A 24,448-nucleotide genomic window follows, 5' to 3' on the forward strand; every position below is an offset into this window, starting at 1 on the left:
TCGATGCGGAGCAGCTGGGTCCAGGCCTTGATCGCTTCAACGATGCTTGGATGCGCGCGCGCGCGCGCCGCCGGAGTCGTGGTCATCGGCCAGGCGGAAGAAGGCCATCTGCTCCTGCAATTGCGCGGCCTGGGCCGACAGCTGTTCGGCCGTGGCCGAGAGCTGTTCGGAGGCCGAGGCGGTCTGCTGGGTCGCGGTGGAGAGGTGGTTCATGGCCGCGGTGATCTGGCTCACGCCCTCGGACTGTTCGCCCGAGGCGGCCGAGATCTCCTGCACCAGCTCCGAGGTCTTCTGGATCGAGGGCACCATATTGTTGAGCAGCTGGCCGGCCTTCTCGGCCATCTGCACGCTGGAGCCGGCCAGGGTGCCGATCTCCTGCGCCGCCACCTGGCTGCGCTCGGCCAGCTTGCGCACCTCGGCGGCCACCACGGCAAAGCCCTTGCCATGCTCGCCGGCGCGGGCCGCCTCGATGGCGGCATTGAGGGCCAGCAGATTGGTCTGGTAGGCGATGTCGTCGATGATGGAAATCTTGGTGGCGATGGACTTCATGGCGTTGACCGTGGTGCCCACGGCCGTGCCGCCATCCATGGCCTCCTTGGCCGCCTTGGTGGCCATGCCGTCGGTGACATTGGCGCTGTCGGCGTTTTGCTTGACCGAGGAGGCCATCTCCTGCAGCGAGGCCGTCGTCTGCTCGACGCTGGCGGCCTGCTGCGAGGCCGAGTGCGAGAGCGATTGCGAGGTCTGCGAGACCTGGTCCGAGGCGCTGCTCAGCTGGCCGGCGGCGGCCCGCACCTCGCGGATGGTGCCGCTGACGGTGTCGACCAGGGCATTGAACTTCTCGCCCAGCATGCGGAAGAAGGGCTCCTTGCCCTCCAGCGCGATGCGGTTGGCGAAGTCCCCTTGCGTGGCGCCGTCCACCATGGTGCTGACTTCCTGTTCCGCCGCCACCTCGGCGCTGCGGTCCTTCCATTCCACCACCGTGCCCAGGCGTTGTTGCTGGGCATCGAAGATGGGGTTGGCGATCAGCGAGAAGGTCAGGGAGCTGACCTTGATCTCGGTCCGGTACTCGCTCTTCAGTCCGCCCAGCAGATTGCGCTGGTGACTGGGGTTACGGTGGAACTGGTCGAAGTTGGCGCCGACGATGCGGCGAGCATCGAATTGCGGCAGCACCTTGCGCAGCTCGGCCTCGTTGCGTTGCATCATCTGCGCCACCGAGCCGTTGTTGTAGATGATGTTGCCGTCCGGGTCGGCAATCATGACGTTGGTGGAGCAGATGTCCAGCGCCTGCTTGATGCGCGACATCTCGGAGGCCAGCTGCAGCTCGCGTTCGCGCGCCGCCAACTCGGCCGTGATGTCTTTCCACTCCACCACGGTGCCCAGGCGCTGGCCCTGGGCGTCGATGATGGGGTTGGCGATCAGCGAGAAGCTCAGCCCGCCGACCTTGATCTGGGTCTTGTACTCGCCCGTCATGCCGGCCAGCAGATTGCGCTGGTGCGAGGGGTTTTTGTGGAAGATGTCGATGTTCTGGCCCATCAAGCGCTTGGCGTCGAACTGGGGCAGGGTCTTGCGCAACTCGTCCTCGTTGCGCTGCATCATGCTTTGCACCGAGCTATTCATATAGACGATATGGGCGTCTGCGCCGGCGATCATCACATTGGTCGAGCAGCGATCCAGGGCCTGTTTGACCCGGCTGGATTCGGCCAGGGTGGCCGCATCGCTGGCCACGCGCTCACGCAGATTCCCCTGCATGACGCCCAGCTTCTGCAGCAGCGCGGCGACCTCGTCCTGGCCCTTGTCTTCGATGCGGTAGTTCAGGTCGCCCTGTGCCACGGCCTCGGCGGCCGACATGGCATTGGCCAACGGGCGCGTGATCGAACGCACGATGGCGATCATCAGAACGACGGCGAGCGCCAACAGCAGCAGGAAGGCCCCTGCATTGGTCCAGAGGCTGCGTTGCACCAGGCTGGCGCGCTGATTCAGGGACGTGGTGAGGGCATCGACGGTCTGGTCCATCAGCTTGAACTGGATGTCAATCATCCGGCTGGCTTGCGCGAGGAATTCGCTCACCGGCAGCGTGTTCTTGTCACCGCTCAGCACCTGGGAGCGGAGCAGTTTTTCGAAAGCCAGCAGGCTTTGCCGGCCTTCCTTGACGCCCGAGCCCAGGGGCTCCTGCAGCGCCGGATTGTTTGCGATCGCGTTCTCGATTTGCCCGGCACCGCGTGAGAACTGGTGCATGGCGGCCGCCAGGTTGGCGGCCAGCAGGGTGCGGGATTCGGATTCGGTGGCCTTGTCAAAGTACAGGGCCGCACCCAGGGAGCGGATGTGCGCCAGGTTCTCCATGGCCGAGGGCATGAAGTCGGTGCCGACCGTCACCAGGTAATAGATGGCGACATCCGGTTCGAAAATCAGGCCGGAGGCGTCGGCGACGTCCAGCGTGGCCTCGTTGACCTGATCGATCAGCGTGGTGTGGCGGTGCAGATTGTCTGACAGGCCCGACCCCGCTCCTGCGCCCTCCGGCTTGCTCGGCAATTGCTCGAACTCGGCCTTGACCGACTTGATGCGTGCCGCCGCTTTGCTGAACTGCGGGTCCTCCAGGGACTGGCCGGCCTTGAGCAGGGCTTGCTGGACCCGCTCACGCGCCTGCGCGCGTTCGATCGCGCTGATGTTCTGCCCGCTGAGCACCAGCGAGCTGAGGGTGCGGTGGAGCTGGAGCGCGCGTGCCAGTTGCTGGGTTTCCTTGATCGGCGCCAGGCCCGTGATCTCTTTTTTGATGAACTGCTGATCGGCGATCAGGGTCCTCAGCTGCTGGGTGGCCGGAATGATGGCCAGCACAAGGCCCACCAAACCGATCAGCACAAATTTTTGCCAGAGCTTGATATTGCGGAGAAGACTGTTCATGGCGTTTGACCCTGTGAAGTTTTCTGCGTTCAGGATTTGAGGACGGCGTGAGCAAAGGCGGCGGTGCCCGTCTGCCTGATTTGCTGGCCATTGCGTATGGCCGCATTCAGCAGGCCGGATACATCGAGCAGCAAGGCGACGTCACCGGAGCCGAGGATGGTGGAGCCCGCCAAGGCCTTGAGGTGCTGGAAGATGGCCGACAGCGGCTTGATCACGGTCTGGTGCTCGCCCATCAGGCGGTCGACGATCAGGCCCACGCGGGTCTGGCCGTCGCGCACCACGACCACGCTGCGCCTTCGCGAGGTGTCCGGGCTGATGCCGTAAAAGCGCGCCAGGTCCAGCCAGGGCAGCACCTCGCCGCGCAGGTCGAAAGTGCCGCTGATGCGCTCGTTCTGGGCCGCGCATTCGGCCGGCACGTCGATGCATTCGGCCACGGCCGACAGCGGCAGCACATAGTTGACCCCGCCCACCATGGTCAGGAAGCCGTCGATCATGGCCAGGGTCAGGGGCAGGCGGATCTGCGTCAGCGTGCCGCGGCCGACCTCGCTGCTCAGCGCGATGCTGCCGCGCAAGGCCTCGATATTGCGTTTGACCACGTCCATGCCGACGCCGCGCCCCGACAGATCGGTGACCTGCTCGGCGGTGGAGAAGCCGGCGTGGAAGATCAGCTGCCAGACCTCGTGGTCGGGCAAGACCTGACCCTCGGCGATCAGGCCGCGCTCGACCGCCTTGGCCAGGATGCGTTCGCGCGCCAGGCCGCGGCCGTCGTCGCTGACCTCGATCACCACCGCGCCGGCGTCGTGATAGGCGTTCAGCGCCAGGCGCCCCATGGGCGGCTTGCCGGCGGCGATGCGGCCCTCCTGGGTTTCCAGGCCATGGTCCATGCTGTTGCGCACCAGATGCATTAGCGGGTCGGCGATGGAGTCCACCATGGACTTGTCCAGCTCGGTATCGCCGCCGGTGACCACCAGATCGACCTCCTTGCCCAGCTGCTTGGAAACATCGCGCACCACGCGCTGGAAGCGGCCGAAGGTCTCGCCAATCGGCACCATGCGCAGGGCCAGGGTGCCGTCGCGGGTCTCCTGTACCAGGTCCATGACCCGCTGGGTGGCCTCGACCAGCAGGGGCGAGGCCTCCTGGTGGGCCATCATCTGGGCGCCCGAGCCGGCGATCACCAGTTCGCCGATCAGGTCGATCAGCTTGTCCAGCTTGTCGGCCCGCACCCGCACAAAGCGGGTCTCGTCACCGGCCCGGCGGTCGCGCCCGCCCTCGCGGCGCTCGCCTTCGCCGCTGCGCCTGTCGCTGCGTTTCTGGGTCTTGCCTTCTTCGGCCGGGCCGACCCGGCGCTCGATGTGGGGGATGGCTTGCGGGGTTTCGGCTTCGGTTTCGGCCGCGGTGACGGCGGCCACCTCAAGCCGAACTTTGAAGCGCATGCCCATCTCATGCCAGCATTGGAACAGGGCGGCGCGAGCCTTGGGGTCCTCGCCACAGCGGCGGGTGGCGAGTTCTTCAAAAGCCGCGGGCGCGGTGCCGGGCTCGAAGATCTGCACATCGCTGTCTTCCAGGGCGAACTCGAACACGCGCTCGATATCTTCGCGCTTGGCCTTGGAGTCGAAGCGCAGCTCAAAGCCCAGATAGCAGGCCTCGGCATCCAGCTCATCCAGATTGGGAATGGCCTCGGTCTGACAGCGCAAGGCCCGGGTCTCGCCCAGCGTGGCCAGGTAGCGCAGAAAGGCCAGCGGGTCCAGGCCGTTGCGCAAGGCCTCATGGCCGAAGCGCAGGGACAGATGCCAGCAGCCATCGCCGCCGCCGTCCTCCGGCTCGCCCAGGGCGCCAGTGGCGGGGGCCTGGCTGGGCGCCGTGGCGGCCGGTGCATGGGCGGCCGCCGCCGTCGCACCCAGCAGGGCGCGCAGACGGGCCGCCAGCGCTTCGCTGCTGGCCTTGACGCCCGGGTCTTCCTCGCCGCTTTGAACCTCGCCCAGCAGCAGCTCGATCTGGTCGCGGCTCTCCAGCAAGGCGGCCACCACGTCTTCATCGAGCTGGCGGCTGCCGGAGCGCAGGGCTTCCAGCAAGGTCTCGGCTTCGTGGGTGAAGCTCACCACCGCATCGCAGCCGAACATGCCGGCCGTGCCCTTGATGGTGTGGGCGGCGCGGAAGGCGGCGTTGAGGCTTTCCGAATCGCTGGGGTCTTCTTCCAGCACCAGCAGGCCTTGCTCGAATTGGCGCAGCATTTCCTGCGCCTCGTCCAGGAAGCCGGCCCGAGCGACCGCCAGGATCTCTGCATCATCGTCATTCATGGACATGGCTCAACCCTCGCTCGCGGCGGCCCGGCCCTGGGGCTGCAGATCCGCCGCCAGGCCATAGCAGCGCAGCGCCGCCAGCACCACCTGGCTGGGCTCATGCAGCCGCAGCACGGCGCCGCGTTCCTGCAAGGTCTTGTGCGCGGCCAGCAGCAGTTGGATGCCTGTGCTGTCGAAGTCGCTGACGGCGCTCAGATCCAGGCTGAGGCCGCCGTCCAGCCGCCCCACGGTTTCCAGCAACAAGCCGTGGACATCGGCGGCCTGGGCAATCGTCATCTCCGGCCCCAGGGCCAGGGAGAACAGACTGGCATTCGTTTCGGTCATCGAGACCTCCAGGAATTTGTGGCGCCAGACGCTGGCGCAGGACTAATGAGTTAGCCGAGTGCTCTGGGCGTCGGGCTTGCGTGGCAAGCCCGACCCAGGCTTCAGACGCAGAGTCGGTTGACGGCGTCCACCAGCTGCGAGGGCTGGAAGGGTTTGGTGATCCAGGCCTTGGCGCCGGCGGCGCGGCCCTCGGCTTTCTTGGCCTCCTGCGACTCGGTGGTCAGCATGATCACCGGGGTGAATTTATAGGCCGCCATCGTCTTCACATGGCGCAAAAAGGTCAGGCCGTCCATATTGGGCATATTGACGTCGCAGACGATCAGATTGATCTTGGCGCCGCTCAGCTTGCCAATGGCGTCCTGGCCGTCAACGGCCTCGATGACGGTGTAGCCGGCCTTTTGCAGCGCCAGTTTGACCACGGTGCGGAAGCTCCCCGAGTCGTCGATGACCAGAATGGTTTTGCTCATGGTGTCCTCTTGCTGTTCTAAGGGTCAGAGATAAAGCAGGGCCTAAAAGAACTCGACGTTGTCCTGCGCCGGCTTGGTGTCCTCACCCCGGTGGAACTGGCGTTGTTCGTCGGTGGTGTAGCGGGTCTCCAAGGCGTCCAGCCAGGCTTGGGCGTCGGCGGCCGTGGCTTGCGCCATGCCGGGCAGTTGCTGGCAGAAGCGTTCGGTGTCCTGGTAGAGGATGTCTATCATCTGCACCACGCGGTCGCTGAATTGCAGCGCCCGCAAGGCTTGCTCGCATTGCTGCTGGAATTCCTCGTTGAGCTGCTGCAAGGCCCGCGTTGCAGGGGAATCGGGTGGCAGGTTCTTGAGCTCGGCGCTGAGCTGGTCCTGCAGGCCCAGAATGCTGGCCACACTGCTCAGCAATTCCACGGTACCGCCTTGCACGCTGTGCTGGATGGCCGCCAGCTGCCGGCCCCAGATGGGGATCACGGCCTCGCTCATCAACGCGGCACCGAGGGGGAGGGCTGCCGCCTCCTTCTTCGCCTTGCGGGCTTGCGGGCTCATGGCTGCGGGCTCGCTGTCTGCTGGCGAAGGGCGGCCCTGCGCAAACCGAGAAACCGCGCCGCTTCGAGCGCGATGGACGGGCTGCAGGGCCCAAAATCTCCTCCCGTTTGGCGACTCATCCACTGCCTTTCTAAGACAGGCCCCGCAGCAAGCTGCTGGCTGGGCATGGGTATCAGGACTTGAGAAGACCAGTTTCACTAACCGCACAGTCAGTGATGCTTGGATAAGGGCCTAATTTAGCAAGCTAACGCCGAAAATGGTGGATTTTCAAGAACCAAAAAATACCGCTAACCGTCAGCAGGGTGGCTGCGTTAGGGCTTTGTTGTTTGTAGGCGATAGCGGCCGGGTCATATTTGCTTTTACGGCCTTGACCGGCTGCTTCGCAGCTTCTGGTCCTGACAATGGCGGGCTTGGCCGCTTGTGACGATGCCGCCTTGCACGGCACCCCTCGGGCTGGCCTTGCGCCAGCCCGTGTTTATGCTCAGTTATTGCTGGCCGAGGCGGCGCTGGGGGCCGTGATGGCGGGAGCGCGGCTGACGCGGGTCTTGCCGCCGGTGCTCACCAGAATGACGGCCTCGCCGGGGCTGAGGTTCTCATTGCCCTTGGCCTGGACGACGGAGCGGCGCTCGCCGTTGCGCAACTGCACGATGACCTCGACCGCCTCTTCGCGGGTGGTATTGCGCTCGACCGCATTGCCCACGACGGCACCGGCCACCGCACCCAGCACACCGACGATCTGGCCTTCGCGGCGGCCACCGACCGAGGCACCGGCCACCGCGCCCACCACGCCGCCGGCGACGGCGCCGACGCCGCTCTGGCTGCCATCCACCGTCACCGGGCGGACGGACAGCACGGTGGCGTCCTGGATTTGCGACATGCGCTGCGCGTCTTCACGCTTGATCACATCGGGACTGCTGGTCGAGCAGGCGCTCAGGGCGGCAAGGGCTGCGACACAGCTGCCGAGCACGAGTTTCTTCATCAAGATGGGCATTCGATTTCTCCTTGGGCAGACCGCTGCCCAACGGGGCTCATTGTGCCGAGGTTGACAGCCCAAGGATTCTTTACCAGGACTTACGCAAAACCGCCGCAGCTGCGTTCGCGCGCCACGCCGTACCAGGTGTACTGTCTTCGGCGCTCTGCCTTGCTGCACCGGCTTTGCGTAAGTCCTATTTACAAGCTCTCAGGCGTACAGGCGGCTGGAGCGCGGCACGCTGGCCAGCAAGAACTCCATCTGGTCGGCCAGAATGCGGCGCCCGCGCAGAATCATGTCCTCGTGCAGATTCGGCACATAGGGCAGGTAGAGCAGGCTCATATGGGCCTCCTCGGGCAGGCGGTTGCCCTTGCGGCCGTTGCAGCCGCGGCAGGCGGTGATGCAGTTCATCCAGTTGTCGCGCCCGCCGCGCGAGCTGGGCTGGATGTGCTCGCGGGTCAGCTCGTCGGCATGGAAGCGATGGCCGCAGTAGGCGCAGACATAGCGGTCGCGGGCAAACAGCTTGGGGTTGGAGAGGGCAGGTGACTGGCGCCAGGCCCGGCTGGGCACCGAGCCGCGCACCGCGATGATGGGATGCACTTCGATGCGCGATTGCGAGCCGGTGCGGCGCTGCATGCCGCCGCGCAACACATGGCAGGGCTCGCCCAGGGTCCAGGCGATGCCGTCGCTGGCGTAGATGACGGCCGCTTCGCGGGTCGTGATCCAGGCCTGCGGCCGGCCAGAGACATCCAGTTGAAGCACGTCCACGGCGTTGACCTCCAAGCAGGAGCGTACTGCAAGAGTGCGTGCTGACTCAAGTTTTGCTGCCGGCCCTGCGTGGCTTCGGCACCCGCTGTGCCTTGGCCGCCACGCGGCGGGCGGGGCGAGGTTGTGGGGTCAAGGACTTGTCACCGTCCGTGCAGAAACTGAAAGGTCTTGCTCAGGTTCCGGCGCTGACGCCGAGGCTGCACGGTGCGCACGGCGAACGTCTCTTAGGCAGGCATCTCTAGAAAGCCGGCAAAAAAGCATGCGGGCTCGACAAAGCTGGCAAAGTTTCTGCAAAATAGAACGACCGTTCGTTTTATTATTCGCCGCCTCGAATTCATTCGCTCCTAACTCCGCCCTTTGCCAGCCAGCTCCGGATCCACCCTGTGTCAGCGACCTTGCCCCCCAAATCTTCTGCGAATACAGCCGCTGCGGTGACGCCCAAGCCGGCGCGCAGCGTGCGGTCTTTGCAGAAAGGTCAGCACACCCGGGCCGTGATCCTGGAGGCCGCCTTGGGCCTGGCCTCGCATATGGGCCTGGAAGGCCTGTCCATCGGTGCCCTGGCCGATGTGACCAAGATGAGCAAGTCCGGCGTGTTCGCCCATTTCGGCTCGCGCGAGGAGCTGCAGATCGCCGTGGTGATGGAGTACCACGCCAAGTTCGAGGAGGAGGTGTTCTTCAACGCCATCCGCGAGCCGCGCGGCCTGCCGCGCCTGCGGGCCTTGTACGAGCGCTGGGTGCGGCGGGTCTCGCTGGAGCTGGACTCCGGCTGCATCTACATCAGCGGCGCGGTCGAATTCGATGACCGAACCGGCCCCGTGCGCGACGCCTTGGTGGCCATGGTGCGGGCTTGGCATGCTGCGTTGCACAAGGCGATTGTGCTGGCGCAAAAGGCCGGACACCTGCATGCTGACGCCGATGTTGAGCAGATTCTGTTTGAGCTGCATGGGCTGATCCTGTCCCTTCACCATGACGCCCGTTTCCTGCGTAATCCTGGCGCCCTGGCTCGCGCCGGCCTGGGCTTCGAGCGCGCCGTGCAGTCCTACGCCACGCCGGAAGGCCTGGCCGCGGATGCCCGGGCACGCCAAGCCGCCGCCAAGAAGCGGCGCTGATTTTTTTTCCTTATTTTTTCGTCACCCAACCATCCCGGAGTCAAACATGCCCCAATACAACCCACCGCTGCGCGATATGCAGTTTGTGATGCACGAGGTGCTCAATGTGGTGGACCAGCTGAAGGCCTTGCCTCCCCATGCCGACATCGATGCCGACACCATCAATGCCGTGCTGGAAGAGGGTGGCAAGTTCGCGGCCGAGGTCTTGGCGCCGCTGAATCTGAGCGGTGATGCCGAGGGTTGCACGCTGGACAAGAGCACGCACGAAGTGCGTCCACCCAAGGGCTTCAAGGAAGCCTATGCCAAGTATGTGGAAGGTGGCTGGCCCTCGCTGGGTTGCGACCCCGAGTTTGGCGGCCAAGGCCTGCCCCTGGTGCTGAACCAGGCCTTTTACGAGATGATGAACTCGGCCAACCAGGCCTGGACCATGTACCCCGGCCTGAGCCACGGCGCTTACGAGGCCCTGCATGCCCATGGCACGCCGGAGCAGAAGGCGACCTATCTGCCCAAGCTGACCAGCGGCGAGTGGACCGGCACCATGTGCCTGACCGAGCCGCATTGCGGCACCGATCTGGGCCTGCTGCGCAGCAAGGCTGAGCCCTTGGGCGATGGCACTTACAAGATCAACGGCGCCAAGATCTTCATCTCCGCCGGCGAGCACGATATGGTCGCCAATATCGTCCACCTGGTGCTGGCCCGCCTGCCGGACGCGCCCGAAGGCTCCAAAGGCATCTCGCTCTTCGTCGTGCCCAAGTTCATGGTCAATGCCGACGGCACGCTGGGTGCGCGCAATGGCATCTTCTGCGCCGGTCTGGAGCACAAGATGGGCATCCACGCCAACTCCACCTGCCAGATGGTCTTGGAAGACGCCGTCGGCACCCTGGTGGGTCAGCCCAATAAGGGCCTGGCCGCCATGTTTGTGATGATGAATGCGGCCCGCCTGGGCGTGGGTAACCAGTCACTGGGACTGACCGAGGTGGCCTACCAGAACGCCGCTGCCTACGCCAAGGACCGCATCCAGATGCGCGCTCTCTCCGGCCCCAAGGCGCCCGAGAAGGCCGCCGACCCCATCATCGTCCACCCCGATGTGCGCAAGATGCTGCTGACCGCGCGCGCCTATGCCGAGGGTGGCCGTGCCCTGTCCACCTATGTGGCCGTGACCCTGGACCGTGCGCTGAGCTCGGATGATGAAGACGAGCGCAAGGCCGCCGACGACGAAGTCGCGCTGCTGACGCCCATCATCAAGGCCTTCATCACCGACAACGGCTGGATCGCCACCTCGCACTGCATGCAGGTCTTCGGCGGCCACGGCTTCATCCACGAGTGGGGCATGGAGCAGTTCGTCCGCGACGCCCGCATCAATATGATTTACGAGGGCACCAACACCATCCAGTCCCTGGACCTGCTGGGCCGCAAGGTGCTGATGGACAACGGCGCCAAGCTGAAGAAATTCGGCAAGAAGATCGCCGCCTTCGTCGAGGAAGAGGGCACCAATGAAGCCATGCAGGAGTTCATCAACCCGCTGGCCGATCTGGGCGACAAGGTCACCAAGCTGACCACCGAGATCGGCATGAAGGCCTTCCAGAACCCCGACGAAGTGGGCGCCGCCGCGGTGGACTATCTGCGCGTCGTCGGTCACCTGACCTTTGCCTACTTCTGGGCCCGCATGGCCAAGGTGGCTTTGGAGAAGCAGGCCGGTGGCGACAAGTTCTACAGCGCCAAGCTCTCGACGGCACGCTTCTATTTTGCGAAGCTGTTGCCCGAGACCGCATCGCTGATCCGCACCGCGCGGGCCGGCCTGCAGCCTTTGATGGAAATGGACGAAGCGCTGTTCTAAGCTCGCGTCGGGATTCAAACCAAAGCCACACAGGAGACACCCATGAAGACTTTTTTTGCCGCTGCCGCCCTGAGCCTCATTGCCAACCTCGCCTCGGCGCAAGCCACGCCGGTCGGCCTGTGGAAGACGATTGACGACGATGGCAAGACCGAGAAGTCCCTGGTTCGCATCAGCGACAACGGCGGCGTCTTCACGGGTGTGATCGAGAAGATCTTCGATCCAGCCAAGCAAGACGCCAAGTGCGACAAGTGCAGCGACGATCGCAAGGACAAGCCCGTTGTGGGCATGACCATCCTGAAGGGCATCAAGCAAGACAGCGATGACAAGGGCTTGTGGGGCGGTGGCGAGATCCTCGACCCCAATAACGGCAAGACCTACAAGGCGCGCCTGAAGCCCATCGACGGTGGCAAGAAGCTGGAGATGCGCGGCTATGTCGGCGCACCCATGTTTGGCCGCACCCAGACCTGGGTGCGTGCCGAGTGAAAGGGTGAGAACTTTTTACTGCGCGGTCGCCATGCGTCGTTGGGCGGTGCTCGGAATCCTCACGTACAGGAAGTACGTTCCGGTTCCTGTGCTCCGTCCGCCTAGCCTGACAGCCGCTCGCTACAAAAGTTCACACCCCTAGGTATTTTTTCACCGGCAAGGCCTGGCCTTGCCTGCAAGCAATGTTTATCGGGAGAAGTTCGTGAGTCGATTCCAAGTTCGCAAAGTCGCCGTGCTCGGCGCTGGCGTGATGGGCGCGCAGATCGCTGCGCATCTGGTCAACGTCAAGGTGCCCGTGGTCTTGTTCGACCTGCCGGCCAAGGAAGGCCCCAAGAACGGCATCGTCGCCAAAGCCATCGACGGCCTGAAAAAACTCAAGCCCGCGCCCCTGGGCGATGTGGCCGATGCGGCCCTGATCCAGCAGGCCAATTACGAAGAGCATCTGGAGCTGCTGAAGGACTGCGACCTCATCATCGAGGCCATCGCCGAGCGCATGGACTGGAAGCTCGATCTCTACAAGAAGATCGCGCCCTTCGTTTCGCCAAACGCCATCGTGGCCTCCAACACCTCGGGCCTGTCCATCACCAAGCTGGCCGAGGTGCTGCCCGAAGAGCTGAAGCCGCGCTTCTGCGGCATCCACTTCTTCAACCCGCCGCGCTATATGTATCTGGTGGAGTTGATCAACACCCCCACCACCCGTCCGGAAGTGATTGATCAGCTGGAAAGCTTCGTCACCAGCGCCGTGGGCAAGGGCGTCGTGCGCGCCAATGACACGCCTAACTTCGTGGCCAATCGGGTCGGCATCGCCGGCATGATGGCCACCATGATCGAGGCCGAGAAGTTCGGCCTCAGCGTGGACCTGGTGGACGATCTGACCGGCAAGAAGCTGGGCCGTGCCTCCAGTGGCACCTTCCGCACCGCCGACGTCGTGGGCCTGGACACCATGGCCCATGTGATGAAGACCATGCAGGACAATCTGCAGTCCGACCCCTTCTACTCGATGTATGCCACGCCCAAGGTGCTGGCAACGCTGATCGAAAAGGGCGCCCTGGGCCAGAAGAGCGGCGGTGGCTTCTACAAAAAGGTCGGCAAGGACATCCAGCGCCTTGATTTCGCCACCGGCGAATACGTGGCCGGCGGCAAAAAGGCCGACGAGATCGTCGCCCGCATGCTCAAGAAACCCGCGGCCGAACGCATCAAACTGCTGCGCGAGTCGACCAACCCGCAAGCCCAGTTCCTCTGGTCCATCCTGCGCGACAGCTTCCACTACGTGGCCGTGCATCTGGACACCGTGGCCGACACCGCGCGCGAAATCGACTTCGCCATGCGCTGGGGCTTTGGCTCATCGCAAGGCCCCTTCGAGCTGTGGCAACAAGCCGGCTGGAAGCAGGTGGCCGAGTGGGTCAAGGAGGACATCGCGGCCGGCAAGACCCTGTCGAGTGCCGTTCTGCCCGCCTGGGTGTTTGAAGGCCCGGTCGCCGACAACGGCGGCGTGCACAGCGCGGCCGGCTCCTGGAGCGCGGCGGAAGGCAAGTTCAAGGCCCGCGCCGAACTGCCCGTCTACCAGCGCCAGGCCTTCCCGGAAAGCCTGTTCGGCGAAGGCGCTGCCGAGCCGCTCAAGGCCGGCACCGAGCTGTTCAAGAACGAGGAAGTGCGAGTTTGGACCCTGGACGGTGAGGTCCTCATCGCCTCCATCACCGCCAAGCTGCACCTGATCAGCCCCACCGTGACCGAGGGCCTGCTGAAGGCCGTCGAGATCGCCGAAGCGGGCTACAAGGGCCTGGTGATCTGGTCGCCGGACGATGTGTTCTCGGCCGGCGCCAATCTGGAAGCTCTGATGCCCGTCTTCATGACGAAGGGCGCCAAGGGCATTGCCCCCGAAGAGAAGAAGCTGCAGGACATGATGCTGCGCCTGCGCTACGCCAATGTGCCGGTGGTCGCCGCCATGCGCGGCCTGGCCCTGGGCGGTGGCGCCGAGCTGGCCGTGCATTGCGCCCGCCGTGTCGCGCATATGGAAAGTTATGTTGGCCTGGTGGAAGTGGGCGTCGGCCTCATCCCCGGTGGTGGTGGCCTGACCTATATCGCCCGCCGCGCGGCCGAGATGGCCGCGGCCGGCAATGCGAATGCCGACATCTTCATGTTCCTGAAGGACGGCTTCACCACCGCGGCCACGGCCAAGGTGGCGACCTCGGCCCTGGAAGCGCGCAAGAACGGCTTCTTGCTGGACAGCGACGTCGTCGTGCCCAATAAGGACGAGCTGCTGTTCGTCGCCACGGCCCAGGCCAAGGCCATGTTCGACTCCGGCTATCGCGCGCCCCTGCGTGCCAAGTTCCCTGTGGCCGGCCGTTCGGGCATCGCCACCATCAAGGGTCAGCTGGCCAATATGCGTGACGGCGGCTTCATCAGCGCCCATGACTTCCACCTCGCCAGCCTGATCGCCGACGTGGTCTGCGGCGGCGCCGTCGAAGCCGGCTCGCTGGTGGATGAGGAATACCTGATGGCCTTGGAGCGCAAGCACTTCTGCAGTCTTCTTGAGCACCCGAAAACACAAGAGCGAATCATGGGAATGCTGCAAACGGGCAAGCCGGTGCGTAACTAAGGATTTAAGTCATGAGCAAGCAAATTCAAGAAGCCTATATCTGCGCCGCCACCCGCCTGCCCATCGGCAAGTCGGGCCGTGGTTATTACAAGAACACCCGCCCGGACGAGCTGCTGGTGCGGGCCATCCAGGCGGCGCTGGCGCAAGTGCCAGGTCTTGACCCCAAGGCCATCGAGGACGCCATCATCGGCTGCTCCTTCCCCGAAGGCGAGCAGGGCATGAATATCGCCCGCGTCGGCGCCGTGCTGTCCGGCCTGCCTAACACCGTGGGTGGTGTGACGGTGAACCGCTACTGCGCATCCGGCATCACCGCCTTGCAGATGGCCGCCGACCGCATCCGCGTGGGCGAGGCCGAGGTGATGATCGCCGGCGGCGTCGAGTCCATGAGCATGGTGCCCATGGGCGGCAACAAGCCCTCGCTGTCGCCGCTGATTTTCGAGCGTGACGAGAACATCGGCATCGCCTACGGCATGGGCCTGACGGCCGAGAAGGTCGCCAGCCAGTGGAAGATCAGCCGCGAAGCGCAGGACGAGTTCGCCGTTGAATCGCATCGCCGCGCCCAGGCCGCCATCGCCGCCGGCCACTTCAAGGCCGAGATGACGCCCTTCGAGGTGATCGAGCGCTCGCCCAATCTGCAGGACGGCTCCATCGCCGAGCGCCGCCGCGTCGTCGAGATCGACGAGGGCCCGCGCGCCGACACCTCGATGGAAGGCCTGGCCCGGCTGAAGCCGGTGTTCGCCGCCAAGGGCTCGGTGACGGCGGGCAATAGCTCGCAGACCTCGGACGGCGCCGGCGCCCTGATCGTGGCCTCGGAAGCCGCGGTCAAGCGCTTCGGCCTGACCCCGCTGGCCCGTTTCGTCAGCTTTGCCGTGCGCGGCGTGCCGCCCGAAATCATGGGCATAGGCCCCATCGAAGCCATCCCCGCGGCCCTGAAGCTGGCCGGCATCACGGCCGCCGATCTGGACTGGGTGGAGTTGAACGAAGCCTTCGCCGCCCAGTCCCTGGCCGTTTTGAACGACCTGGACAGCAAGGGCATCGTGTTGGACCGCAGCAAGGTCAACCCCAATGGCGGCGCCATCGCCCTGGGCCACCCCCTGGGTGCTACCGGCGCCATCCGTGCCGCTTCGGTCATCCACGGCCTGCGCCGCACCGGCGGCAAGTACGGCATGGTGACCATGTGCGTGGGCGCCGGCCAGGGTGCCGCGGGCATCATCGAACGCCTGTAATCTACCGTCTTGGCTAACGCCTGGCTTGAAGGCCTGATGCCTGTGCGTCAGGCCTTTGTTCCATCCGGGACAATCGCATCCAGAATTTGCATTCCGCAGGAGATATTTTCATGAGCATCAAGACCGCAATCGTCAACGGCGTGGCCAGCATCGAGATCGCCCGCCCCGAGAAGAAGAATGCACTGACCCGCGTGATGTACCAGGCCATGGCCGATGCCCTGGTCGCCGCCAATGGCGACAAGAGCGTGCGCGCCGTGCTGATCCAGGGTCAGCCCGGCATCTTCACCTCGGGCAATGACATCGAGGACTTCATGAGCAGCCCGCCGCGGGACGAGGACGCCCCGGTGTTCCAGTTCATGCGTGCGCTGCTGAACTGCGAGAAGCCGGTGATCGCCGCCGTCAATGGCGCCGCCATCGGCATCGGCACCACCTTGCTCTTGCACTGCGACTTCGTTTATGTGGCCGACGACGCCCGCCTGGCCATGCCTTTTGTGGGCTTAGGGCTGGTGCCCGAGTTCGGCTCCAGCATCGTCGTGCCTCGTCTGATGGGCCATGCCAAGGCGGCCGAGAAGCTGCTGCTGGGCGACCCCTTCACCGGGGCCGATGCGGTGGAATGCGGCATCGCCAATGCCGTGCTGCCCGCCGGCGAGGTGGTCAACCACGCCCGCCGCGTGGCCGAGCGCTTCAACACCCTGGCGCCCAGCGCCGTGCGTGAGAGCAAGCGCCTGATGCGCCGCCACAGCCAGGAGCAGGTGCTGGAGACCATCCGGCACGAGGCCGAGATCTTCGGTGCCCGCCTGCGTTCGCCCGAGGCCATGGAGGCCTTCCAGGCCTTCTTCCAGAAGCGTGCGCCGGACTTCTCCAAGTTCGACTGAAGGCGCTCAGCCTGCGCTCTGTTCATCGGGCGGCTGCTGCGGCCCCTTGACGGGGATCCAGACCTTGAACTCCGTGCCCTGGCCGGGCTCGGATTCCAGTTCGATGCGGCCGCCGTGTTTTTTGACGATGGAGAAGGACAGCGACAGGCCCAGGCCCGTGCCCTTGCCCACCGGCTTGGTGGTGAAAAAGGGTTCGAAGATGCGCCGCGCCACCTCCGGGCTCATGCCGCTGCCCGTGTCGCGCACCGAGACGCAGACCCAGTCGTCCGCATGCCGGGTGCTCAGCGTGATCAGGCCGCGCTCGGGGATGGCGTGGGCGGCATTGACGATCAGATTCATGAAGACTTGGTTGAGCTGGGCCGCCAGGCAGCGCACCAGGGGCAGGGCCGCATAGTCCTTGCGCACCTCGGCCTTGTACTTGACCTCGTTCATGACCACATTGAGCGTGGAGTCCAGGCCGGCGTTGATGTCGGCGTCCTGCCAGTCGGCCTGATCGACGCGCGAGAAGTCTTTCAGGTCCTGCACGATCTTCTTGACCCGCACCAGGCCGTCGTCGCTCTCGCTCAGCAGCAGCGGCAGGTCTTCGGCCAGGAAGTCCATGTCCAGCTCCTCGCGCTGGCGCCGGATCTCCTCGCGCAGCGCGGGGGCCGGCGGCTCCAGGCCGGCCCGCTCGTAGCTTTGCAGCAGCTTGAGCATGCCTTCCACATAGCGGCGCAGCGTGCCCAGATTGGAGCTGACGAAGCCGATGGGGTTGTTGATCTCGTGGGCCACGCCGGCGGCCAGCTGGCCGATGGAGGCCATTTTTTCCGATTGCAGCAGCTGGTTCTGGGCGTCTTCCAACTGGGCGTTGGTCTCCTGGATGCGCTCGAAATTCTGCTGCAGCTCGGCCTGCACGCGCCGCACCTCGCTGCGGTCCTGCAGCAGCCACCAGGTGCCCGCCGTGGGGTTGTTGATGTCGGCCACGTAGGCAATCATCTGCACCCACAGGCAGCCGCTCTGCTGGGTGCGCATCTCCATCTCGTGCATCAGGGACTGGCCCTGGGACAGCACCGGATAGGCGACCCGGCCCAGGCCCTCGAAGGCCGCATCGTCGCGGAACAATTCGCGGGTGCTGCGGCCCACCGGCGACTGCTCGCCGAACTCGAACATCTCGGCGAATTTTTTGTTGCTGAAGGTGATATGACCCTTGGCCGTGGAGATGATGCCCACCGAGGCGTTCTCCAGAAAGGCGCCCAGCTCCTGGTGCATATTCAGCAACTCGGCGCTGCGCTGCGCGACGGTGGCTTCCAGCTCATTGCGGTGGCGCTTGATCTCCTCCTCGGCCAGGCGCCGCGCCGTCACGTCTTGCAAGGTCTCGATGGCGCCCACCACCTTGCCCTGGCCATCGGTCAGCGGTGCGGCGGTCAGGTAGAGCCAGCGCCCGCCCTCGCCCACGGCGGGGAAGAACTCCTCGGCCTCGTAGGCGTTGCGGATCAGCGCCGAGGGCCGGTAGGGGCGGCTGCCCTGGCCGCCGTCGCCGCTCAGCAAGCCGTCCACCAGCAGGTCGGCCAGCAAGGGCTGGCGCTCGGGGTAGAAGGCCTGCCAGGCCTCGCGCAGGCCCAGCGTCAAATCGGTCGCGTCCAGGCCGGTCAGCGTGGCGCAGGCCACATTCCATTGCGTGACCCGGTGCTCGGCGTCGATGACGAAGGTGGCGACCGGGTTGTTCTCGATGATCTGGTGCAGCACCCGGCTCAGGTCCAGCAAGCTGGTCTGCACATGGCGGATGTCGCTGAGGTCCTGGCAGGTCATGACCACCAGCGCGCTGCCCTCAAAGCAGACTTTGCGGGCGTTCAGCTCCAGGTAGCGCACGGCGCCGCTGGCGGTCTGGGCGGCCGCCTCGGCGGCCGGCAGCTCATCGCTCTCACTGAGGCAGCGCAGGCCGTAGTGGTGCAGGGCCTGACGGCTTTCCGGCGTGGCCCAGGCATCGAATCGCATGGCCTGCAGGGCCGGCAAGTCATAGCCCAACAGGCGCTGCATGGCGGCGTTGGCGAACAATACCTCCGTACCCGCATGGACCAGGGTGGGGGCGCTGACGGCGGCAATGGCCGCGACAAAGTCTGCGGGCAGCATCGGACTCACCAGCGCACCTCCCCCGGGTCTTCCAGCAGGATGGCGCCGTCCTCACTCCATTGCACCTGGGTGATGCCGGGCTCCAGTTGCTCCAGCCTGCGCAACTCCAGATCCTGTGCGCTCAGCTGGCCTTGCTGTTGGCGAAGGAGATCGGCCAGGCGCCTGTTTTCGAGGTCGAGTTCGCGGATGCGCAGCAGCTCGCGCACGCCGCACAGCAGCTCGTGGTCGTTCCAGGGTTTGGAGATGAAGCGTTGGATGGCCGCTTCGTTGATGGCCGCGGTCAGACCATTGAGATCGGTATAGCCCGACAAGATGACGCGTGCGCAGTCGGGCTGCAGCGCGCGCAGGCCGCAGAGCAGCTGCACGCCATTCATCTGCGGCATGCGGTAGTCGGAGATCGCCAGCGCGAAGCTGCATTCCTCGGCCCGCCGCAAGGCCTGCAGCGGGTCGCTGAAGCTCTCCACCTTGTAGGGCTGCTGTTGTGCGTCCTGCAGGCCCAGGCGCAAGAGGCGCTTGAGCGCGTAGAGGATGTTGGGCTCATCGTCCACCAGCAGAATGGTTTGCGTCATGGCTTCTCCGGGCTTTAGAGGCGTGGAATGGCGTCGGAAGCAGCTGGCTGCCTGGCGTCGCTGCGGCGGATGTAGAGCTGCAGCTTGGCGCCCTCGCGCTGGGCGAATTCACGCACCTGGCGCACGACGCGGGCGTCGAAGACGAAACCGGCCGCCAGCAGCAAGGTGCCTTGCGGGCTGGTCAGATCACGGGCCAGCACCATGCCTTCTTCCAGCTCGGTGGCATTGAGCAAGCGGTCGTCGCTGACGGTTTCGGCTTTTTCCTTCAGGGCTTCGCCAAAGGCTTCGACCACCTGCTCCTCGTAGCGCGTGCCCGCGCCACCTCGGATCAGTGCCAGGGCTTCGGCGGCGCTGTAGCGCCGTTCGGCCAGGCGCCCGCTTTGCAGACCCATATAGTCGGCCGCGACGGCCAGAGCCTGCGTGGCCTGGGGCAGGTCGGGGCCTTTCAGCCCGTCGGGAAAGCCTTTGCCGTCCAGCCTCTCATGCTGGGAGCGCACATGGCGCGCCGCTTTTTGCAACTGCGCCAGCGGCATCAAGGCGGCCTCGGCACTGAGCGTGTGGCGCTTGAAGCGGAGCAACTCCTCGCCCACCAGCACCGACATGGGTTTGCGCAGCATGGCATCGGGGAAACCGATCTTGCCCACCTCGTGCAGCAGGCCGGCGATGTAGACATCCTGCTCGACCGAGCGGCCCAGCTTGAGCCGCCGGGCGGTCAGCTGCGCCAGCTGGGCCACCTGGCGCGAGTAGCCGGCCAGGCTGCCATCGCGCAACTCCGTCAGACCGGCAAACACATTGATGGAGAGCAGGAAATTGTCTTGCAGCTGGGCATAGGCCTGCTCCAGCATGGCGTTGATCTGCTCGATCTCCTGGGTGCGTGCCTTGACCCGCGCCTCCAGGCCGGCGTTGAGCGATTGCAGCTCCTCGTTCTGTCGTTGCGTGAGGCTGAGCAGGGCGGCATTCTCTTGCTCCAGGCGGCGCCGGTTGAGGCCGTCAGCGACCGTCAGCAGCATGTTCTGATCGTCCCAGGGCTTGGCGACGTAGCGGTGGATCTCGCCCCGGTTGATGGCGGCAATCGTCGATCCCACATCGGCGTAACCGGTGAGCAGGATGCGTATCGTCCCGGGCCAGCGCAGGCGCACCTGTTCCAGGAACTGCGCGCCGTCCATCACCGGCATGCGCATATCGGAGATCACCAGCGCCACCGCCTCCTGTTCCAGCAGAGCCAGGCCGGCCGCGCCGCTCTCGGCCATCAAGACCTTGTAGCCCTGCGGCCGCAGCAGGCGGCGCAGGGCGCTGAGGATGGACGGTTCGTCATCCACACATAAGATCACGGCTTGTTCGATGGCGGACTCGGTCATGACTTGGGGGCTCAGCAGATCGCCAGGGCTTGGCAAAGAGACTCGTGGCGGGTTTCGGTCTGCTTGCAAACAGCCAGCAATTGGGCGTTGGACAGCCCGAGGCGCTGCCAGCCGGCCAGGCTGAAAACGGGCACGGCGTCACCCGGATCACCACCCAGATCCAGTGCATGGCAGAGGTTGTCGGCCAGATGGATCAGATCCACCAGCAGGTCCGGTTCCCTCAGCTCGGTCTGATGGTGCAGGGCGATGCAGCGAATCAGTTGTGGTGGTAGCAGCCATTGCTCGGCCAATTGGGCGCCGGCCTCGCAGTGCGTCAAACCCAGCCGCGACTGTTCTGCCTCCAACAGGGGCAGGTCTTGTTCCTGCTGCCACTGCAGCAGTTCGGAATAGGTTTCGGGCAGGGCCAGGGCCAGAGCCAGGCGGCCGATATCGTGCAGCAGCCCGGCGCTGAAGGCCGTCGCTGCTTCGAGCTCGCACAGAGGGGCCATGGCTTCTGCCGCCAAGGCCACGCCGATGGCGTGGCGCCAGAAGGGGCGTAGTGCAAAAGCCGGGCAGCGCTGCGGATCGAAGGCGTCCACCAGCGCCGCCGCGACGGCGATATTGCGCAGCGAGCGCAGGCCGACGATGGCGGCGGCGTCGTTCACCGAGGTGATCTGCCGCGACAGGCCGAAGAAGGGCGAGTTGGCCAGGCGCAGCAGCTTGGCCGTGATGGCCTGGTCCAGCGCGACTTTGGCCGACACCGATTCGACATCGGCCTGTGGGTCGTTGAGCGAGCCCAGCAGGTCCAGTACCACGCCGCGCAGGGACGGCAGTTCGCGCACCCGCTGTAGCGACTCGGCCGCCTCTTTGACTTTCATCGGGGCGGCTCCCCCGTGTCGCCACGTCGGTGACGCAGCAGCAGGTAGAGCAGGGGATTGATATCGCCTTGCCGCAAGCTGTGGCGGAACAGCTGCGTCAGGCGCAACTGGGCCGCTGATGGCTTGGCGGCCGGTGCCGGCGGCTCCTGCTCGGGGCTGTTGGTATTTCTCATGCCTCAAACCCTTTCCATGCTCTGTTGCTCGGGCATCAACAACAGCAACCAGCCGCGTGAAGTGCTCCGGCCCGCTGGGTCCACGGCGCCACCCTTCAAGCTGCGGTAGAGCGCATGAAAGCCTTGTTCGCGCAGTTGGACATGGGCGGCGTTACCGTTTTGCCCTCGCCAAAGGGTCTGCAGGCCTTCGGGTAACACATCCTCTGCCTGCTGGCCCAGAGGTGATTGATGAGGGAATATAGATTCCGCTTGTTCGTTGATATAACTAATTAAGCCATCGTTATCGCCGCCAATCATCGGGATCGGGATGCATTCCAGCAGCTCGCGCAATAGCTGGAGGCTGGCCCCCTCGCGCCCTATCTGTTCGGCCTGGGACTGCAGCAGCTGCTGCAGGCGCCGATTGACCTCGGCCAGCTCTTGATTCATTTCGCTGACGGCGGTGCTGAGACGCTGGTTCTCATCACTCAGCTCCTTGCGGCGAAAGGCCTCCTCCACATGGGCGCGCAGGCGCTCGTCATCCCAGGGTTTGGTCAGGAATTTGTAGATGGCACCTTCGTTGATCGCGTCGGTGACGGACTGCAATTCGGTATAGCCCGACAGCACCATGCGCACGGTGGCCGGGTAAAGCTCCTTGGCTCGGCGCAGGAATTCGACCCCGGTCATGCCGGGCATGCGCTGGTCCGAGATGATCACGTCCACATTGTGCTCGGCCAGCTTTTGCAAGCCCTCGGCGCCGTTGCTGGCCGTGACGATGTGGTAGCCATCGCGGCGCAGCAGGCGGCGCAGCGAAGAGACGATATTGTCTTCATCGTCCACCAGCAGCAGGGTACGTTCGCGTTCGCGCCTGAACAATTGCTCGGGCAGGCAGCGACCTTCCCTGAGCAAGGCGGCAAAGTCCTCGGCCGCCAGCGGCCGGCTGAAATAAAAGCCCTGCATCTGGTTACAGCTGTGCGCCATCAGCAGGGCCAATTGCCCCTCGGTCTCCACCCCTTCGGCCAGCACGCGCATCTGCAGGCTGTGTGCCATATTGATGACGGCCCGGGTCATGGAGACATCGTGGGCGGCGGCCGCCACGTCATGGACGATGCTGCGGTCAATCTTCACCACGTCAATGGGCAGCTTGCGCAGATAGCCGAGATTGGAATAGCCGGTGCCGAAATCGTCCAGCGAGATCTCCACCCCCAGGGCTTTCAAGGCACCCAGGGCGCGCACGAGGTGGGGGCTTTCATCGACGAAGATGCTTTCGGTGATTTCCAGCCCCAGATAGCGCGGGTCCATGCCGGTTTCGCGCAAGACGTTCTGAATGCGCCAGGCGATGTCGGGCTGCTGCAACTGCCGGGCCGACAGATTGACGGCCAGGCGCACACCGGGCAGGCCCTGGTCTTGCCAGGCCATGTGCTGGATGCAGGCCTGGCGCAACACCCATTCGCCCAGCTCCAGGATCAGGCCGCTTTCCTCGGCGATGGGAATGAACTCGACCGGCGATATCGGGCCCCGCACCGGATCGACCCAGCGCAGCAGCACCTCGGCGCCGCAGACCTTGCCCCGGGACAGCTCCAGCTGGGGCTGGAAGGCCAGGCTGAGGCCCTCGGTGGCCAGCGCCCGCCGCAGGCCAGCCTCCAGCCCAAGGCGGGAGACCGCGCGCACATGGTGCTCGGGGTCGTAAATGCAGACCTGATGATCATCCAGTTCGCGCGCACGCTTGAGCGCTGCCTGGGCCTGGTGCAGCAGGCGTTGTGGCGCATCGTTCTCGCCGCTGCTCAGGCAGAGGCCGGCGGCGCAGCTGGGTTGCAGTTGGGCCTCGCCCAGCTCCAGCGGACGCGCCAACCGTTCGCACAGGTCTTTTGCCTGTTGCAAGGCCTGTTCCTGCTGCTCCGGTCCGACGGCGGGCGTCTCCAGCAGCAGCACGAATTCGCCCAGCCCCAGGTGGGCCAGCACGCCGCGGTTGCCGGCCTGCTCGCTCAGGCGCTGGCTGATGATTTGCAGCAAACGGTCGCCACCCTCGTAGCCCAGCGAATCCATCACCATGCCCAGTTGCTCCAACTGCAGGGCCAGCACGGCCAGGCCCCGCTGCTCGGCCTGGCAGCGGGACTGGACGGCTTGCAGCCTTTCCAGCAGGGCCGAGCGGTTGAACAGGCCGGTGACGGGGCAGCAATTGGCCAGCAGCTGGACGCGTTGCTCCACGTCACGCTGTTGGGTGATGTCTTGCAGCAGGGTCAGGCTGCGACGCGGCCAGCCCTTGTCGTCGACTTCGATGATGGCCCGGTGCAAGACGGTGCGCAGACTGCCATCGGCGCGGATGATGCGATGCTGGAACTCGCAGGGCTGTTGCGGCGTCACCGCCCGGCAATGGCGGTCGACCCGTTCGCGCTCGCCGCGCGGTACACGCAGATACAGCCAGTCCGGGTCCAGCGGGGCGTCCGTCCAGGGTTCGCCGAACAAGCGGGCCATGCCGGCCGTCCAGCGCACCGTGTCGCTCATCAAATCCGTCTCGGCGCAGCCCAGCTGGGCCAGTTCCTCGGCGTGATCGAGCAAGCGCGCACGGTGCACCAGAGCGCGCCGGCCTTGCCCTAGATCCTGCACGATCAATCTGGCCATGAGCAACAAGGCCAGCAGCAGCAGGCCGGTCAGCAGCAGCACCTGGTGGGACTCTTCCAGCAGGTTTTGCTGGCGAGCGTTGTGCAATTGCTGATAGCTAGGCAGGCCCACGGCCATTGCGGCCAGCAACAAGGAAATCAGCAGCTTGCGCTGCAGGCTCAGCCTAACAAGACTCTGCCAAGCCGCGCTCAACAAGCTGGCTTGTGTGCTGCCAAAGGACTCTGGGCCTGGCGATCCCCGGGTATCCATGCGCTTTGACGAGGCGTCAGTGAATGCCTAGTTCAGAATGCTCGCAGCTGCTTTGGCTAGGTCTCATCGCGGTCCCCTTTTTTCGGTATTTTTCAATCCGATAAAAAACACGGTTAGCTTTGTTCGAACCATA

The 24,448-nt window shown here is 65.0% G+C and carries 19 protein-coding genes; 6 read left to right on the forward strand and 13 right to left on the reverse strand.

The features are described from left to right. Positions 1 to 36 precede the first annotated feature (36 nt). The 7 genes from HNP55_RS24005 to HNP55_RS16655 form a co-directional block, all read right to left on the reverse strand. Positions 37 to 2,898 carry a methyl-accepting chemotaxis protein gene (locus tag HNP55_RS24005; protein WP_221439632.1) on the reverse strand — a complete coding sequence of 954 codons (2,862 nt, stop codon included), beginning with the start codon at positions 2,896 to 2,898 and terminating at the stop codon, positions 37 to 39. A 29-nt stretch (positions 2,899 to 2,927) separates the two neighbouring features. After that, positions 2,928 to 5,201: a chemotaxis protein CheA gene (locus HNP55_RS16630; protein ID WP_246448460.1), complete on the reverse strand. Its 2,274-nt coding sequence runs from the start codon at positions 5,199 to 5,201 to the stop codon at positions 2,928 to 2,930. 3 nt (positions 5,202 to 5,204) lie between these two features. Then, entirely contained in the window at positions 5,205 to 5,522 is a 318-nt protein-coding gene (locus tag HNP55_RS16635; protein ID WP_184301726.1) for an STAS domain-containing protein, read from the reverse strand. A gap of 101 nt (positions 5,523 to 5,623) precedes the next feature. Next, positions 5,624 to 5,989: a response regulator gene (locus HNP55_RS16640; RefSeq protein WP_184301728.1), complete on the reverse strand. Its 366-nt coding sequence runs from the start codon at positions 5,987 to 5,989 to the stop codon at positions 5,624 to 5,626. Positions 5,990 to 6,031: 42 nt separating this feature from the next. After that, positions 6,032 to 6,535 (reverse strand): hypothetical protein, encoded by a 504-nt coding sequence (locus tag HNP55_RS16645; protein WP_184301730.1) that lies wholly within the window; start codon positions 6,533 to 6,535, stop codon positions 6,032 to 6,034. Between the two features lie 481 nt (positions 6,536 to 7,016). Further along, the gene (locus HNP55_RS16650; protein WP_246448461.1) at positions 7,017 to 7,526 is read right to left on the reverse strand and encodes a glycine zipper 2TM domain-containing protein; all 510 of its coding nucleotides are present in this window, start codon (positions 7,524 to 7,526) and stop codon (positions 7,017 to 7,019) included. A gap of 189 nt (positions 7,527 to 7,715) precedes the next feature. Continuing rightward, positions 7,716 to 8,273 carry an HNH endonuclease gene (locus tag HNP55_RS16655; RefSeq protein WP_184301733.1) on the reverse strand — a complete coding sequence of 186 codons (558 nt, stop codon included), beginning with the start codon at positions 8,271 to 8,273 and terminating at the stop codon, positions 7,716 to 7,718. A gap of 431 nt (positions 8,274 to 8,704) precedes the next feature. Between HNP55_RS16655 and HNP55_RS16660 the strand changes: the two genes are divergently transcribed. From HNP55_RS16660 to HNP55_RS16685, 6 genes are all read left to right on the forward strand, one after another. Continuing rightward, positions 8,705 to 9,382 carry a TetR/AcrR family transcriptional regulator gene (locus tag HNP55_RS16660; RefSeq protein WP_348648721.1) on the forward strand — a complete coding sequence of 226 codons (678 nt, stop codon included), beginning with the start codon at positions 8,705 to 8,707 and terminating at the stop codon, positions 9,380 to 9,382. Positions 9,383 to 9,428: 46 nt separating this feature from the next. Continuing rightward, on the forward strand, positions 9,429 to 11,219 hold the full coding sequence (locus HNP55_RS16665; protein WP_184301736.1) for an acyl-CoA dehydrogenase C-terminal domain-containing protein: 1,791 nt from the start codon (positions 9,429 to 9,431) through the stop codon (positions 11,217 to 11,219). Between the two features lie 42 nt (positions 11,220 to 11,261). Further along, positions 11,262 to 11,702: a DUF2147 domain-containing protein gene (locus HNP55_RS16670; protein ID WP_184301739.1), complete on the forward strand. Its 441-nt coding sequence runs from the start codon at positions 11,262 to 11,264 to the stop codon at positions 11,700 to 11,702. A 202-nt stretch (positions 11,703 to 11,904) separates the two neighbouring features. Continuing rightward, positions 11,905 to 14,301 (forward strand): 3-hydroxyacyl-CoA dehydrogenase NAD-binding domain-containing protein, encoded by a 2,397-nt coding sequence (locus HNP55_RS16675; RefSeq protein WP_184301742.1) that lies wholly within the window; start codon positions 11,905 to 11,907, stop codon positions 14,299 to 14,301. Positions 14,302 to 14,312: 11 nt separating this feature from the next. Continuing rightward, a complete protein-coding gene (locus HNP55_RS16680) occupies positions 14,313 to 15,527 on the forward strand; it encodes an acetyl-CoA C-acyltransferase (protein ID WP_184301745.1) in 1,215 nt (404 codons plus the stop codon). A 110-nt stretch (positions 15,528 to 15,637) separates the two neighbouring features. Further along, positions 15,638 to 16,402: an enoyl-CoA hydratase gene (locus HNP55_RS16685; RefSeq protein ID WP_184301748.1), complete on the forward strand. Its 765-nt coding sequence runs from the start codon at positions 15,638 to 15,640 to the stop codon at positions 16,400 to 16,402. A 6-nt stretch (positions 16,403 to 16,408) separates the two neighbouring features. Here HNP55_RS16685 and HNP55_RS16690 read toward each other — a convergent pair whose 3' ends face one another. The 6 genes from HNP55_RS16690 to HNP55_RS16715 are packed head-to-tail and all read right to left on the reverse strand — an operon-like array spanning position 16,409 to position 24,258. Continuing rightward, positions 16,409 to 18,511, reverse strand: coding sequence for an ATP-binding protein (locus tag HNP55_RS16690; RefSeq protein ID WP_246448482.1), 2,103 nt, complete (start codon positions 18,509 to 18,511; stop codon positions 16,409 to 16,411). A 5-nt stretch (positions 18,512 to 18,516) separates the two neighbouring features. Next, the gene (locus HNP55_RS16695; RefSeq protein WP_184301754.1) at positions 18,517 to 19,080 is read right to left on the reverse strand and encodes a response regulator; all 564 of its coding nucleotides are present in this window, start codon (positions 19,078 to 19,080) and stop codon (positions 18,517 to 18,519) included. 14 nt (positions 19,081 to 19,094) lie between these two features. Beyond that, positions 19,095 to 20,438: an HD domain-containing phosphohydrolase gene (locus tag HNP55_RS16700; protein WP_184301757.1), complete on the reverse strand. Its 1,344-nt coding sequence runs from the start codon at positions 20,436 to 20,438 to the stop codon at positions 19,095 to 19,097. Between the two features lie 11 nt (positions 20,439 to 20,449). Further along, positions 20,450 to 21,295 carry an HDOD domain-containing protein gene (locus tag HNP55_RS16705; protein ID WP_184301760.1) on the reverse strand — a complete coding sequence of 282 codons (846 nt, stop codon included), beginning with the start codon at positions 21,293 to 21,295 and terminating at the stop codon, positions 20,450 to 20,452. Beyond that, positions 21,292 to 21,468: a hypothetical protein gene (locus HNP55_RS16710; RefSeq protein WP_184301763.1), complete on the reverse strand. Its 177-nt coding sequence runs from the start codon at positions 21,466 to 21,468 to the stop codon at positions 21,292 to 21,294. Before HNP55_RS16710 ends, HNP55_RS16705 begins: the two co-directional genes overlap by 4 nt. Positions 21,469 to 21,471: 3 nt before the next feature. Further along, the gene (locus HNP55_RS16715) at positions 21,472 to 24,258 is read right to left on the reverse strand and encodes an EAL domain-containing protein (RefSeq protein WP_184301765.1); all 2,787 of its coding nucleotides are present in this window, start codon (positions 24,256 to 24,258) and stop codon (positions 21,472 to 21,474) included. Between the last annotated feature and the right edge of the window lie 190 nt (positions 24,259 to 24,448).

The organism is Roseateles oligotrophus (assembly GCF_014204525.1).
GTDB classification, from domain to species: domain Bacteria; phylum Pseudomonadota; class Gammaproteobacteria; order Burkholderiales; family Burkholderiaceae_C; genus Paucibacter_A; species Paucibacter_A oligotrophus_A.

Coding starts and splice junctions, on each gene's coding strand:
- HNP55_RS16680 (WP_184301745.1), top strand. CDS start 14,313: ATGAGCAAGCAAATTCAAGAAGCCTATATCTGCGCCGCCACCCGCCTG.
- HNP55_RS16635 (WP_184301726.1), bottom strand. CDS start 5,522: ATGACCGAAACGAATGCCAGTCTGTTCTCCCTGGCCCTGGGGCCGGAG.
- HNP55_RS16630 (WP_246448460.1), bottom strand. CDS start 5,201: ATGTCCATGAATGACGATGATGCAGAGATCCTGGCGGTCGCTCGGGCC.
- HNP55_RS16645 (WP_184301730.1), bottom strand. CDS start 6,535: ATGAGCCCGCAAGCCCGCAAGGCGAAGAAGGAGGCGGCAGCCCTCCCC.
- HNP55_RS16710 (WP_184301763.1), bottom strand. CDS start 21,468: ATGAGAAATACCAACAGCCCCGAGCAGGAGCCGCCGGCACCGGCCGCC.
- HNP55_RS16670 (WP_184301739.1), top strand. CDS start 11,262: ATGAAGACTTTTTTTGCCGCTGCCGCCCTGAGCCTCATTGCCAACCTC.
- HNP55_RS16695 (WP_184301754.1), bottom strand. CDS start 19,080: ATGACGCAAACCATTCTGCTGGTGGACGATGAGCCCAACATCCTCTAC.
- HNP55_RS16640 (WP_184301728.1), bottom strand. CDS start 5,989: ATGAGCAAAACCATTCTGGTCATCGACGACTCGGGGAGCTTCCGCACC.
- HNP55_RS16665 (WP_184301736.1), top strand. CDS start 9,429: ATGCCCCAATACAACCCACCGCTGCGCGATATGCAGTTTGTGATGCAC.
- HNP55_RS16700 (WP_184301757.1), bottom strand. CDS start 20,438: ATGACCGAGTCCGCCATCGAACAAGCCGTGATCTTATGTGTGGATGAC.
- HNP55_RS16650 (WP_246448461.1), bottom strand. CDS start 7,526: ATGCCCATCTTGATGAAGAAACTCGTGCTCGGCAGCTGTGTCGCAGCC.
- HNP55_RS16705 (WP_184301760.1), bottom strand. CDS start 21,295: ATGAAAGTCAAAGAGGCGGCCGAGTCGCTACAGCGGGTGCGCGAACTG.
- HNP55_RS24005 (WP_221439632.1), bottom strand. CDS start 2,898: ATGAACAGTCTTCTCCGCAATATCAAGCTCTGGCAAAAATTTGTGCTG.
- HNP55_RS16685 (WP_184301748.1), top strand. CDS start 15,638: ATGAGCATCAAGACCGCAATCGTCAACGGCGTGGCCAGCATCGAGATC.
- HNP55_RS16690 (WP_246448482.1), bottom strand. CDS start 18,511: ATGCTGCCCGCAGACTTTGTCGCGGCCATTGCCGCCGTCAGCGCCCCC.